Consider the following 15,021-nt stretch of genomic DNA (forward strand, 5'->3'; position numbering starts at 1 on the left):
TACCGCGGCTGCTGGCACGTAGTTAGCCGGGGCTTCTTAGTCAGGTACCGCTTTTTTCTTCCCTGCTGATAGAGCTTTACGTACCGAGATACTTCTTCACTCACGCGGCGTCGCTGGATCAGGGTTGCCCCCATTGTCCAATATTCCCCACTGCTGCCTCCCGTAGGAGTCTGGGCCGTGTCTCAGTCCCAGTGTGGCCGTCCACTCTCTCAAGCCGGCTACCGATCGTTGACTTGGTAGGCTGCTATCCTGCCAACTATCTAATCGGACGCGGGCCCATCTCTCACCGGTATCCCTTTTTGTATATTGACATGCGTCTATATACTTTATGCGGTATTAGCAGGAGCTTCCCCCTGTTATCCCACGGTGCGAGGCAGGTTGCCCACGCGTTACTCACCCGTCCGCCACTAAGACTTTCTCTTGCTCCCCGAAGGTTACACTGAAAAAGTCTCCGTTCGACTTGCATGTGTTAAGCACGCCGCCAGCGTTCATCCTGAGCCAGGATCAAACTCTCTGTTTGATTCTCTCATTATGCCTGCCGGCATTTGTTTCCTTTTTTACTTGGTTTTTTAGGTTTTCGTTCCTTGAAACCTGCCGCTTCTTTGCGGCAAGGTGCAGCATTTATTTATAAACTTAAATTTTATTTTATAAATAACATACATAAGTATACATATATATACAATATATACATATATAAATAAATTTATACATGCTGCATTTCTTATTGTTTTTAAGAAATTTCAGGGTTGTGTGTACTGTTTAATCTTTGGTTTTCAAGGTTCAGTTCTTTGCACCGCTGTTTTATATATTTTAAAAACAGCGCAGAAGGAGGGATTTGAACCCTCGCACCGCTATTAACGATCTACTCCCTTTCCAGGGGAGCCCCTTCAGCCTCTTGGGTACTTCTGCTGAATCGGTTTTGCTAAGAGTTCTTTTTCCATCTTTATATTACTGCAAAATATGCAATAACTGCAAATATGCGGCTCGTCCGCCGACATACAGCATAAAGCCAGCGGAGAGGGTGGGATTCGAACCCACGCGCCCTTGCGGACAAACGGTTTTCAAGACCGCCTCGTTATGACCACTTCGATACCTCTCCGTAAGGTGCTTTGTTATTTTAGCCGTATAGACTTGTTTTGTCAAGCACTTTTTAATTATTTTGTAAACTATTTTAAATGATAATTATATAACTTGATTATAAGCACTATATCTGCATACTTACATCCGTATCCACCATATATGTAGTTGTGGTAAAAAATACATTTAAACATACTCATTTAAAAATAGCATAGAAAGAATCACACCTATATGATACAATATCTTAAAAATATATTAGATTCATGGAGGAAATATAATGAAGCTTGGAATTGTAGGGCTTCCAAATGTAGGAAAAAGCACATTATTCAATTCCCTTACAAAAGCAGGGGCAGCTGCAGCAAATTACCCTTTCTGTACTATTGATCCTAATGTAGGGGTGGTTGCCGTACCCGATAAAAGACTTAAGCTGCTTGGAGATTTATATAAATCAAAAAAAGTAACACCTGCAGTAATTGATTTTGTAGATATAGCAGGTCTGGTAAAAGGTGCAAGCAAAGGTGAAGGACTTGGCAATCAATTTCTTTCCAATATACGTGAATGTGATGCCATAGTTCATGTAGTAAGATGTTTTGAGGATGAGAATGTAGTACATGTCGATGGTACAGTTGATCCTATACGTGATATAGAAACAATTAATCTTGAACTTATATTTGCTGATATTGAGATACTTGAAAGGCGCATTGCAAAAACTGCAAAATCCGCTGTCAATGATAAAAAACTAAAAAAAGAGCTTGATATTATGAAAGAGCTTAAGGATATACTTGAATCCGGAAAGCCTGCAAAGATATTTATAACTGACGATGATGAAATAAGCGATTTTGTATCTTCACTGGGGCTTATAACCTATATGCCTGTAATTTATGCTGCAAATGTAGCTGAAAACGATTTAATTGATGAAGGAGAAAACAATAAATACGTTAAGGAAGTACGAAAATTAGCTTCAGAAACATCTTCAAAGGTTTTTTTAGTTTGTGCTAAAATAGAAGAAGAAATTGCACAGCTGGATGATGATGAAAAATCGGAATATCTTGAAGCATTGGGTATAAAGGAATCAGGGCTTGATAAGCTTATATCTGCAAGCTATGATCTTTTAGGACTTTTGAGTTTTTTAACATCGGGCGAAGATGAAACAAGGGCATGGACTATAAAAAAAGGAACAAAAGCTCCCGGGGCTGCAGGAAAAATTCACAGTGATTTTGAAAGAGGTTTTATAAGAGCGGAAGTAATTAATTTTCAGGATCTTATTGACTGCGGTTCATCGGCAGCGGCAAAAGACAAAGGTCTTATGAGACTTGAGGGCAAAGAATATGTTGTAAAAGACGGAGATGTGATACTTTTTAGATTTAATGTATAGACAAAAAACCAACCCTTTTCTTAAATGAGGGCTGGTTTTTTTGTAAAATAAAATCGAGACTTTTACGATTTTAAATTTACCTCAATCTTTAAAGTCGTCATCTTCTGAAAGAAATTCTTCAAATTCCTGCATATCAAGTATTTCTTCAAATGCATCAACTACAGCCTCATATTCCTCATCGCTTTCTATATTCGTCAGTTCAGGTTCCCCGTCATCTTTCTGTGTATATCTATAAAGATACACATCTTCACATTCTTCATCTTCAGGCAGAACCGCTATATACTCTCTCGTATCAACCTCAAATATATTAAGCACTATACATTCAATTTCAGTATTATCCTCAAGCTTAATTGTTACAGTAAGCTCATCACCCTCAAACAAATCGCCTTTATCATATTTATCGCTCATAAAATTCCTTTCTAAACACACTGCATCTAAATATCAGTGTCTACAAATTTACTGTTTTAATTCATTTAAAAATATAGAAGGTTCATTTTTTCCGTTAAATCCCCTTTTGCAGGTACATAAAAAAAGTCTGTCTCTAGCTCTTGTCATTGCTACATAAAACATCCTTCTTTCTTCCTCCAGTTCATCCTTTGATACCGCCTTTTTATATGGCATGATCCCCTTGTTTACATCAATTATATAGACTATTTTATATTCAAGTCCTTTTGAAGAATGAAAACTCATAAGACTTACACCGCCGCTTTTTTTTGTTTTTATTAAGCCGGAGCTGTTTGCAAGTTGTATTCGATAATCATCTATATATTTAAACCAGTCTTTAAAAGTCTTAAAACCTGAACTGCTTTCTTCAAGCTCAGATAGAATATTCAAAAAATCATAATCGTCTATACCTCTGTCATAAGCATACTCTCTTATAAAATCATCATAACCCACTGCACCTCTTATGTATTTAATTGCTCTTACCGTACTTAAGCTCTTTACTACACGAATATTATGCTCTAATTCACTAATTCTTTTAATCATATATTCCGTATCTGAATAATATGAATACAGCTGTTTAATACATGAGCATGAATCTGATCCTCTTAAAGCCTCTCTCTTTATATATCTGTTCGGATGATTTATTATCCTTAACCAGTCATTTAAACCGGCAATACCGTTTGCAACCTTAATATAAGATATTATATCTTCTGAAATCCAGTGCGAATATAAATCCGGAACGGTATCATTTATAGTAAACGGGATATTTTCCTCCATAAAAAATTTTGTAAGAAGCCTAGGCTGTATATTTATCCTATAAAGTACTGCTATATCATCATAGCACCAACCCGATTTGATATATCCTTTTATATCCTGAATAATTGACTTAAACTGATGCATAGGGCTGTTATATTCTATAATTTCAGGAGGTCTTGATTCTCTTTCTGAGGCGAAAACTTCCTTTTTAAAGCGTTTTTTATTATGTGATATAAATCTTTGTACACAATTTACTATGTGAATACCGGATCTGAAATTGATATCAAGCAGTATAGTTTCCGAATTTGGATAATCATTCTTAAAACCAAGCATAATCTCAGGTCTTGCACCTCTAAAACCATAAATAGACTGATCGTCATCTCCCACAACTGTAAGATTTTGACTGTTTCCTGCAAGCATCCTTACAATTTCATACTGTATACGATTAATATCCTGAAACTCATCAACAAGTATATACTTAAATCTCTCATTATATGCTTTCCTTATATCCTGCCTTTTTAGCAGCAGCTCATAAGCCATCAAAAGCATATCTTCAAAATCAATTTTCTTTATAAAAGCAAGCCTTTTTCCATAGCCTTTGTAAATTTCTCTAAAAACATCTGCCGCACACGATTTTGAATAGTAATACCTTATATCAATCATCTCCTGCTTTATAAGTGCAATTTCCTGTATTATTTGCGATATAAGAGTCGAAAGTTCTTCCATATCAGGTTCATACTGTTTTAAAAGCACTTTTATAATATTGTATTTTTCATCTTCATTAAGTACCTGAGCTGCATTATAGCCATAGACAGCCTTAATCATAGAAAAAAATACGGCATGAAATGTTCCCCATGTAACTCCGTCATAAACCGTGTCAATATAAGAAGATTTTGATGTGTATTCTATAAACCTCTCCTTCATCTGGAGTGCCGCCACTCTTGAAAAAGTAAGTACCAATATGCTTTTCGGTTTTACCTTAAGGTTCTTTATAAGATACTTTACTCTCATTGTAATTACAAAAGTTTTCCCTGAACCCGGACCTGCAATTACCATAAGAGGACCATTACCATAGGTAACTGCCTTCTCCTGATTTTTAGTAAGCTGTAGCATATCTTTGTCCCTTATATATGCAACAGTTTATACTTGTTACATATTTAATCATAACTGTATTACATTTCAAATAGTTTCTGATAGTGCCGTTATGCTGTTTTAAGCTTACCAATACCAATTTTTATCCTCTCAAGACTTTCTTCTTTCCCAAGTATTTCCATAATTTCAGTAGCACCTGCGGGAGTCATAAGCCTGCCTGAAAGTGCAGTCCTTAAAGGCCACATTATAAAACCTATTTTATAATTATTGCTTTCTGCATATTCACGCAGCCTACTATACAGTGAATCATTTGTATAATCGTCCATTTCTTTAAGCAGTACAAATGTTTCCTCAAGCACCTTAAGCGAGGAAGCGGCATCAGTTTTCATCTTTTTATGTATATACATGGATATATCATATTCAGGCAGTTTTTCAAAGAAATCTATGTGTGAAGCTATTTCAGTAAGCACCTCTATTCTTGTCTTCACCATAGCTGCTATCTTTTCCCTGTTAAGCGGCTTTTTTATGACTTCGTTTATGTAAGGCTCTGCCATAGCAAAAAATCTCTCTTCATCCATAGCCTTTAAATACTCACCATTCATCCACCTAAGCTTTACCATATCAAATACTGCCGGAGATTTACTTATATGCCTGTAATCAAAAGCCTTTATAAGTCCCTGCATTGAAAATATCTCCTGATTATCCTCAGGCGACCATCCAAGAAGTGCTACAAAATTTACAATCGCCTCTGCACTGAACCCTTGCTCTATTAAATCCTCAAATGAAGCATGCCCGCTTCTTTTTGAAAGTTTTTTATGCTCCTCATTGGTTATAGTAGGACAATGTATATATACAGGTATCTCCCAACCGAATGCTTCATAAAGTCTGTTATATTTAGGTGATGATGAAAGATACTCATTTCCTCTTACAATATGAGTTATCCCCATAAGATGGTCGTCAACCACATTTGCAAAATTATAAGTCGGATAACCGTCCGATTTTATAAGTACCATATCATCGAGCTCTTTATTATCAACAGTTATATCTCCATATATCTCATCATGGAAAGTTGTAGTTCCTGTATTCGGATTATTCTGCCTTATAACATAAGGCATGCCCGATTTTAAATTAGCTTCAACTTCCGCTTTTGAAAGCCCCAAACAATGCTTATCATATACAAAGATTTCCTCATCTCCAACACTGCTTTTAAGCTTTTCAAGCCTTTTTTCATCACAAAAGCAATAATATGCCTCTCCCTTTTCTATAAGCTGCTTTGCATACCCAAGGTACATCCCTGCCTTATGTCTCTCGCTCTGAACATAAGGACCACAGCCTCCATCCTTATCAGGACCTTCATCATGTATTAGTCCTGTTTTCTCCATAGTTCTATATATTATATCGACTGCACCGTCAACCTGCCTTTCTCTATCAGTGTCTTCAATACGAAGTATAAATTCTCCGCCTTCATGTTTTGCTATAAGATAGGCATATAATGCGGTACGCAGATTGCCGACATGCATCTTGCCCGTAGGACTTGGTGCAAATCTGGTTCTGATTTTCGTCATATTTATATAAATTCCTTTCAGTTTTTAAAATTGTATAAAATATGCAAAATTGCCGTGTTTCTATCATTTGAAACGAACGATAACAGTATACTCCAACATTGCAAGTAAGGCAATATTATAAAAGTTTTAATAATATCATTTCAGCAGACTCTTTATATTTTACCCACTAAAATATATGTGTACTTAAAATAATTATAAAAATATAAAGATAAATATTTATCATTATCATATAGATAGAATAATTTAAATATTATATAAGAGCATTATAATAAGGACCGGGTTTCACACAGAAAACCGGTCCTTATATTAAAAAGTATATACGATATATTTAAGCTAATGCATTTTCATAATTTTTTGAAACCTTATTCCAGTCAACTACATTAAAGAAAGCCTTTATATAATCTCCTCTAAGATTTTTATACTTAAGGTAATAAGCATGTTCCCATACATCTATACCTAATACAGGTATAAGCCCTTTTCCTTCCATGATTGGATTATCCTGATTTGGTGTTGCAGACACATAAAGCTTTCCGTTTTTATCACTTGAAAGCCATGCCCAGCCTGAACCAAATTGTCCTGCGCCTGCGGCACTTATCTTTTCTTTAAAAGCTTCAAAGCTTCCAAACTCCTTATTTATAGCTTCTGCGAGCTTGCCCTGCGGTTCTTTGGCACCGTTCGGAGCCATTATATCAAAATAAAGGTTATGATTATAGAATCCTCCTCCATTGTTTCTTATGGCCTTTCTAAGTCCTTCATCCGCAATTAAATCAAGCTCTGCAAGCAGTTTTGTGATTTCTTTTCCGTCAACCCCTGCTTTTTGTGAAGCATCATTTAAGTTCTTTGTATATGCCGCATGATGCTTTGTATAATGTGTTTCCATAGTAAGTGCATCAATATAAGGTTCAAGTGCATTAAAACCGTAAGCAAGTTCAATTTGTTTGTACATAGTAAAATCCCTCCTTAAAAATTAAAGTATATTATTTGTAAGTTGCTTTGAATTTGGCAAACTGCCATATAGACAGTTCATAATTTACCAAAATTATATGGGTTGCAAGTATATCTGAAACAATCAAATATCTTATATAAAGGATAGCATATAACAGATTAAAGTCAAGAAGAAAATGCAATAAATATGACTTTAGAAGTAAATTCGTCTATGTGCACAATATAATTGTGTAAAATTTTTATTAAATGTACAATAAGCAAAATATAGAGCTGCCGCAACGAAAAAACTCGTTAAACGACAGCTCTATACTAAAAGGTTTCAACAAGAATAAAGTCATATATTCATTAACAGGCTTTATCTGATTTTACACTTAATAGAAGTCTCTAAAATCATAATAATAATCACGTTCGCCACCAATTAAACTAACCACATCCTTATCAAGCAATTCATCATGATCTTTGTCTTTCCATAATTTTAAATCACCTTTATTCCTATTCTTGTTATAGTTATTCACATAAACTACACTTTTATCACTGAGAATTTTATGATCATAAACATCTGCTGCTATCTTTTCCGCTTTATTATCAGCATCAAGTTTATAAAGACTGTAGGTTGCATTAATACCTCTATCGCTTTCAGTCTGTAAATAAATTGTACCGTCATTTACAATGATATTATCTATATCAGGTCTTATCTTCTTACCGTCACAATAAAGTGTACCATTAAAAGAATATTCATAGTCATTATTAAGTTCATCTTTCATATAGTAAATCTTTCCGCCATATACACCGCTTATGCTGCTGACCTCATCATCCATAAGTTCAAAATTATCAACCTTACTTTCAGACAGATCAGCCTTACAAAACTCCATAGGAACTAAATAAATTTTCTTATAATCCAGACCCTCGGATTCCATTTTAAAAAAGTATTCATTAAATGTGCTGAGTTCTTTTAACATTTTTACTCTCTCATCACTAAATCTCCTAAAGTAAACTTTTTTATTTTTATTGTCAACACATACATCAATTATATAATCATTGTCCAGATTAAAACCGTAAACCTCATCACCTGATACAAAACATGTATTAAATACTTTTTTACGTATAATACCTAGTACGTAAAAAAACTCATCCGCAATATCGTCTGAAGTATCACTGTAACTCCAGCCATAGTAAGCACTGTCATAATCATAAATATCATCATCATATAAACTGTCGTATTCATCTTTGCCATATTCATACAGGCTATTGTCATCACCGTAGTCTGAGGATGTTCCATGCTTCCTGCGTTCTTCTTCAAGTGCCTCTTCTTTGTCCTTTTTATCTGTTTTTCTATAATAAAAATATTCTCCTAAAGGACTTTGTCTTTCATGATAATACTCATATATCAGTTTATCTATATCTAATTCCTTTGCTTTATCATTATCTTCTTTATCAGCTTTTTTATATTCATCATCTGATGAATAATTCATCTTCTGATTAAGACAATTTAAATAATCGCTAAAGGCTTCAGACAACTTTATTTTTTCAATATTGTTGACATCAATTTCATCAAAAAAAACCGTATTGTTTTTTATAGTATTTTCAACACGTTCATACTTGGGTATATACATATATGCATTATCAGAAAGCTTCTTTGATTCACTTGTGTTATAATAGAACACAGCACCGAAATGAAATATTTTAAATTTTTCTTTAAGAGATTTTCTGAATTCTTCCTCCATATTTAGTAGAGCATATTCCTTAAGTTCCTTATCAGATATAACTTTCTTCGTCTCAAACATATTTTTTTTATCTTCCTCACTTATTTGAGGCTTTGCAGGATTTTCAATATCAGTAGTCATATCATCATCTATAAACAAATCATATAACCTGTCATCTTTCTCCTCTATCTGGTAATAAAAATTGCCTGTTTCAGAATCTACATGCAGATTATTTATAATATCTCCCTGTGCTATAAGCTCAGGCTCAACTGTATTATCAGCACTTTCTTTAAGCCCTTTTATACAATAGAGAACCTGTTTGTCTTCTTCTTTTTTAATATAATATACAATTTTAAAGTCCTGTGAATATTTAATGCTTCCTGTCAGTATGCCGTCCTGTATCTTCTCTCTGCCCTTTTCATTATTTTTAAGATCATAATAATAAAGTGTACCTGTTTCGCATGGTTCAATGCCAGCAATCATTGAATTATAGTAAGATTTTTCTTTATAAATATCGGAACCGGTATTATCAGTATAAAAAAGCATAAGGTCCTCATCTTTATTTAAAAAATACTCCTCAACATACCCTGAAATTTTATCGGAATCATTATCTCTATATATGTATAAACCGCCTTCTGAAGACTTTTTATATAATATCTCTCCACCCTTTAATATCCTAAAATCCTCAACATCAGAAGCAATTACATTGTTTTCCCGGCTGTTATCCTCCTGATCCTTATTGTTTGATTCAGCCTTATCAGACTTTTTACCTTCTTTACCGGGTTCCATAACCTTTAATGTATTGCCTGAATTAGAACGTTCAAGATAATATAGATATTTTCCATCTTGTGAATACTGTGCGGCAGGACCATTTGTATCCATTTTATTAAAGTTATAAGTCCTGTACAAAAGGTTATTTGTATTATTTGAAAAACTATGCTCATACAGACCGTCTTTTTTTATATAAAGTACCCCGTTCTCAGTCTGTCCGTCCTTTTTAGCAGTATCATTCATCGAATCAGCATTATTTTTATTGTTTTGTGAACAACCCGATAATGCCGAAACAGCAAGTATACATGCTGTAAAAAGTACGACTGCTGTTTTTAACATCCTGCTTCTAAAGCTTTTTGTTTTAAATTCATTCTGAAACTTTTCTCTTATCACTTTCATCTTCCTCTCCTTATATAAATATTAATACCTTCCGACATATTTGCTGTTTGATTAAACTATATTTTTACCATAAATACAGGCAAATATATGCAACAAGTAATATTTTCCGGCATATTCACCGCCATGCGTTATAGTTTTTTTTGTTACAATATTAATATACCTTTAAACTGTCTCTTTGTCCATATATCTATGTATGGCATTTTTACTAAAAATCAGTTATAATGATCCCTACCTTGAATTTTATACTATTATTTTTGCATATTTATATTGTTACAAATATACAGTTCTAATGAAACGATAATAAAATCATCATTCATTGGTCGATTGTGCATGAATACAAGCATACATAGCATAAGAATAGCATAAAGTACCTGCAATGTTTAAACCGGAAATACCTGATTCAGCAGGTTCATAAATCAAGAAAATATTACAGACATACATGTTCAGATTATAAAAATACAGCAAATGGAGGCATCTATGGCTTTTGACGGTATAGTAACAGCCAATCTGGTTTTTGAACTCAATTCAAAACTTACAGGAGGCAGAATATCAAAAATATCAATGCCTGAGAGTGATGAGATAATACTTAATATAAAAAACAATTCACAAAACTATAAGCTCCTTATATCGGCAAGCCCCTCACTGCCACTTATGTATCTGACTGATGAAATCAAAAAAAATCCCTCAACTGCACCGGCTTTCTGTATGCTTTTAAGGAAACATATCGGAAATGCCCGTATTATCTCTATAAAACAGCAGGGTCTTGAGAGGATAGTTGAAATTATATTTGAACATTTTGACGAGCTTGGTGATATATGCCATAAAAAGCTATATATTGAGCTTATGGGAAAACACTCAAATATAATATTTACAGATTTATCTGACAAAATACTTGACAGTATAAAACGTATTCCCTCACATTTAAGTTCATTAAGAGAGGTTCTCCCGGGCAGAAGTTATTTTTTACCTGAATCACTTAAAAAAGCAGAACCGTTAAGTACATGTTTTGAAGAATTTTCAGTTTTACTTAGAAACTCCAAACAGAATCTGGGTAAAACACTTTATATGTCTTTTTCAGGAATAAGCCCTCTTTGTTCAGATGAAATTTGTTTAAGATGCGGTATAAACAGTGAAGCTGCCTGTGATTCATTTGATACGGATACAATAACGCATATTTACAATATATTTAATATATTGCTTGATGATGTAAAACAATCCGTATTTTATCCCCGGATTATATATAAAAATGGGGTTCCTGTCGAATTTGCATCTTTTAATTTAAGTTCATTTAAATCACCTGTTTATGAAACAGTTATTTACACAAGTATAAGCAGTCTTTTATATGATTATTACTCTCAAAAAAGCAGATATGAACGTATAAGGCAGAAAACTGCCGAATTAAGACGTCATATAAACAGCCTGCTTGAAAAAAACAATAAAAAATACGCTCTTCAGGAAAAGCAGATTATAGACAGTGATAAAAAGGAAAAATTCAAAATTTATGCAGACCTTATAAATACTTATTCATACGATCTTAAAGGCGGAGAAGATATTTTAATATGCAAAAATTATTATGATAATGACAACGAAATATCCATACCACTGGATAGTACTATGTCCGCATCAGAAAATGCAGTTAATTATTATGAAAAATATTCAAAGCTTAAAAGAACAAAAGAAGCACTTTCATCTGAAATTAAAAAAACCCGTTCAGATATAGAACACCTTAACTCAATCTTAGTATCACTCGACCTTTTGGAAGATGATGATGACCTTTTACAAGTTAAAAATGAACTTGTCCAATATGGTTACATTAAAAAAAGAAGCAGTGTTAAAGATACTAAAATAAAATCAAAACCACTTCATTTTATATCTTCAGACGGATTTGATATATTCGTGGGAAAAAATAATTATCAAAATGAAGAAATCACTTTTAAAAAGGCTGTTTCTGATGACTGGTGGTTTCATGCAAAGGGAGTGCCCGGTTCACATGTTATAATCAAATGTGAAGGAAAGGAACCTACTGACAAAACCTTTGAAGAAGCGGCAGGGCTTGCCGCATACTATTCAAAATCAGGAAAAAATTCAAAAGTTGAGGTTGATTATGTCAGAAGAAAAAATATCAAGAAAGTAAACGGTACAGCACCCGGATTTGTAATATACCATAATAACTGGTCAATGAGTATAAATCCTTCAAATAAACTTCATGAAGTTAAAAAATAACCTCCAAACCGGGTAAAGCTTTCTTTATACCGGTTTGGAGGTTTACAAAAACTTCAGGATACTCACCTGACCTACATCATTTAATGCCTGATTTAAAATTTTAAATCAGGCATTTACAATATATTTTCAAGATTATGCCTGATTGCAGTTATAAATTCCTCTGAATTAAGTATTTTTTTGATGTCTCCCGTAAAAATACCTGCCAGATCGCCTGTCATCATGCCGGATTCAATAGTTAAAAGCACCGACTTTTCAAGTTTCTTTGAAAACTCTAAAAGCTCGCTGATACCGTCCAGTTCAGCTCTCTTTTTTAATGCACCGCTCCATGCAAAAATTGTGGCAACAGAATTGCTTGAGGTGCTCTCTCCATTTAGATATCTATAATAATGCTTCTGTATAGTCCCATGTGCCGCCTCATATTCATATACTCCTTCAGGCGACACAAGAACAGAACTCATCATTGCCAGTGAGCCAAAAGCGGAGGATATAAGATCACTCATGACATCACCATCATAATTTTTAAGTGCCCATATAAATCCGCCATCAGATTTTATAACTCTGGCAGCAGCATCATCTATAAGGGTATAAAAATATTCTATGTTTTTTTCCTGAAATTTTATGCTGTATTCTTCATCATATATTTTTTGAAATATATCTTTAAAATGATGATCATACTGCTTAGATATAGTGTCTTTTGTTGAAAACCAAAGATTTTCCCCTTTATCAAGAGCATAATTCATGCAGCTCCTTGCAAAACTTTCAATTGAACTGTCAATATTATGTATTCCCTGTACTATGCCCGGACAGTCAAATTCATGTATCAGACTTCTTTCCTGCCTGCCGTCCTCATAGCTGACTACAAGCTCTGCCTTTGCTCCTTTCTGGGTATAAAGCTCAACATTTTTATAAATATCACCGTAAGCATGCCTTGCTATACTTATAGGTTTTTTCCATGTTCTTACATATGGCTGTATTCCTTTAACTATTATAGGACTTCTGAATACGGTACCGTCAAGCACAGCCCTTATAGTGCCATTTGGGCTTTTCCACATGTTTTTAAGGTTATATTCCTTAACTCTCTGGGCATTTGGAGTTATAGTGGCACACTTTACTGCTACCTTATATCTTTTAGCTGCCCTTGCCGCCTCCCATGTAACATTGTCATCTGTATAATCACGATTTTTAAGTCCTAGATCATAATATTCACTTTTCAGATTGACATAAGGACATATAAGATGTTCCTTTATAAGTGCCCATAAAACTCTTGTCATCTCATCTCCGTCCATCTCAACGACAGGGATATCCATATCTATTTTTGCCATAATTCAAGCTCTTTCTTTATCATCTGTATTTATAACAACTTAAAATGATTCAATGCAAATGCTATTTTATAAGCTCCTGCCCTCCCATATAAGGTCTAAGCTTCTCAGGAATTCTCACACTACCGTCTCTGTTTAAATTATTCTCAAGCAATGCAATAAGCATCCTTGGAGGAGCGGTTACTGTATTGTTTAAAGTATGTGCAAAATATCTGCTTCCATCCTGGCACTTAACTCTTATTCTCAGTCTTCTTGCCTGTGCATCTGTAAGATTTGAGCAGCTTCCCACTTCAAAATATTTTTTCTGACGAGGAGACCATGCCTCAACATCATACGATTTAACCTTAAGATCTGCGAGATCACCTGAACAACATTCAAGCGTTCTCACCGGTATGTCAAGACTTCTGAAAAAGTCAACTGTATTCTGCCATAATTTATCAAACCACATTCTTGACTCATCAGGCCTGCATATAACTATCATCTCCTGTTTTTCAAACTGATGTATACGATATACCCCTCTTTCCTCTATACCATGTGCTCCCTTTTCTTTTCTGAAACATGGAGAATATGAAGTAAGTGTATATGGAAGTTTTTCTTCATCATTGATTGTATCTATAAATTTTCCAATCATTGAATGTTCACTTGTACCTATAAGATACAAATCTTCGCCTTCTATCTTGTACATCATTGCCTCCATCTCACTAAAGCTCATAACGCCTGTTACGACCTCAGACCGTATCATAAAAGGAGGTACACAATATGTAAAACCACGGTCTATCATAAAATCCCTTGCATATGAAATTACAGCACTATGAAGTCTCGCTATATCTCCAGTCAAGTAGTAGAAACCGTTTCCGGCAACCTTTCTTGCACTGTCAAGATCAATACCGTTAAGTTTCTCCATGATATCGGTATGATAGGGAACTTCAAAATCCGGTACAAAAGGATCTCCATATCTTGTAACTTCCACATTTTCAGTATCATCCTTTCCTATAGGCACAGTTTCATCTATAATATTAGGAAGTACAAGCATTATATCCCTTATCTGTAACTCAAGTTCGCTTTCACAAGGCTCAATCTCCTTAAGCCTGTCATTTATTAAGGCAACTTTATTTTTTACACTTTCTGCTTCTTGAGTATTGCCTTTTGCCATATATTCGCCTATTTTTTTACTTATTTTATTTTTTTCAGCCCTTAAGTCATCAGCCTCTTTCTGAACCTGTCTTGATTTTAAATCAAGTTCTATTACCTTATCAACAAGAGGAAGTTTTTTTTCCTGAAATTTCTTTCTTAAATTCTCCCTTACAATATCTGCATTTTCTCTTACAAATCTTATGTCAAGCATACTATTC

Annotated in this window: 9 protein-coding genes, 2 tRNA genes and 1 rRNA gene; 2 read left to right on the forward strand and 10 right to left on the reverse strand. The window is 34.2% G+C overall.

The features are described 5' to 3' along the window. From HMPREF9333_RS04500 to HMPREF9333_RS04510, 3 genes are all read right to left on the reverse strand, one after another. Positions 1-520: ribosomal RNA gene (locus HMPREF9333_RS04500) — 16S ribosomal RNA — on the reverse strand; the annotation flags it as partial. A gap of 300 nt (positions 521-820) precedes the next feature. Continuing rightward, a tRNA-Ser gene (locus HMPREF9333_RS04505) sits at positions 821-909 on the reverse strand. 104 nt (positions 910-1,013) lie between these two features. Beyond that, positions 1,014-1,099: transfer RNA gene (locus HMPREF9333_RS04510), tRNA-Ser, on the reverse strand. A gap of 255 nt (positions 1,100-1,354) precedes the next feature. Between HMPREF9333_RS04510 and ychF the strand changes: the two genes are divergently transcribed. Next, on the forward strand, positions 1,355-2,452 hold the full coding sequence (ychF, locus tag HMPREF9333_RS04515; protein ID WP_005540151.1) for a redox-regulated ATPase YchF: 1,098 nt from the start codon (positions 1,355-1,357) through the stop codon (positions 2,450-2,452). Between the two features lie 81 nt (positions 2,453-2,533). Here ychF and HMPREF9333_RS04520 read toward each other — a convergent pair whose 3' ends face one another. From HMPREF9333_RS04520 to HMPREF9333_RS04540, 5 genes are all read right to left on the reverse strand, one after another. Continuing rightward, positions 2,534-2,860 (reverse strand): DUF1292 domain-containing protein, encoded by a 327-nt coding sequence (locus HMPREF9333_RS04520; RefSeq protein ID WP_005540152.1) that lies wholly within the window; start codon positions 2,858-2,860, stop codon positions 2,534-2,536. A 48-nt stretch (positions 2,861-2,908) separates the two neighbouring features. Continuing rightward, a complete protein-coding gene (locus HMPREF9333_RS04525; protein ID WP_005540153.1) occupies positions 2,909-4,765 on the reverse strand; it encodes an ATP-dependent helicase in 1,857 nt (618 codons plus the stop codon). Positions 4,766-4,854: 89 nt separating this feature from the next. Further along, positions 4,855-6,309: a glutamate--tRNA ligase gene (gltX, locus tag HMPREF9333_RS04530; protein WP_005540154.1), complete on the reverse strand. Its 1,455-nt coding sequence runs from the start codon at positions 6,307-6,309 to the stop codon at positions 4,855-4,857. A 328-nt stretch (positions 6,310-6,637) separates the two neighbouring features. Beyond that, positions 6,638-7,255, reverse strand: a complete 618-nt coding sequence (locus HMPREF9333_RS04535) for a superoxide dismutase (protein ID WP_005540155.1) — start codon at positions 7,253-7,255, stop codon at positions 6,638-6,640. Between the two features lie 370 nt (positions 7,256-7,625). Further along, complete coding sequence (locus HMPREF9333_RS04540) at positions 7,626-10,127, reverse strand: hypothetical protein (protein ID WP_005540157.1); 2,502 nt, start codon at positions 10,125-10,127, stop codon at positions 7,626-7,628. A gap of 477 nt (positions 10,128-10,604) precedes the next feature. Between HMPREF9333_RS04540 and HMPREF9333_RS04545 the strand changes: the two genes are divergently transcribed. After that, positions 10,605-12,350 carry an Rqc2 family fibronectin-binding protein gene (locus tag HMPREF9333_RS04545; protein WP_005540159.1) on the forward strand — a complete coding sequence of 582 codons (1,746 nt, stop codon included), beginning with the start codon at positions 10,605-10,607 and terminating at the stop codon, positions 12,348-12,350. Between the two features lie 113 nt (positions 12,351-12,463). On the opposite strand, the gene HMPREF9333_RS04550 is transcribed toward HMPREF9333_RS04545, so the two are convergent. Both HMPREF9333_RS04550 and serS read right to left on the reverse strand, forming a co-directional pair. Continuing rightward, a complete protein-coding gene (locus HMPREF9333_RS04550) occupies positions 12,464-13,672 on the reverse strand; it encodes an NADP-dependent isocitrate dehydrogenase (protein ID WP_005540162.1) in 1,209 nt (402 codons plus the stop codon). A 61-nt stretch (positions 13,673-13,733) separates the two neighbouring features. After that, positions 13,734-15,014: a serine--tRNA ligase gene (serS, locus tag HMPREF9333_RS04555; protein ID WP_005540163.1), complete on the reverse strand. Its 1,281-nt coding sequence runs from the start codon at positions 15,012-15,014 to the stop codon at positions 13,734-13,736. Positions 15,015-15,021 lie beyond the last annotated feature (7 nt).

Source organism: Johnsonella ignava ATCC 51276 (assembly GCF_000235445.1).
GTDB lineage: Bacteria > Bacillota > Clostridia > Lachnospirales > Lachnospiraceae > Johnsonella > Johnsonella ignava.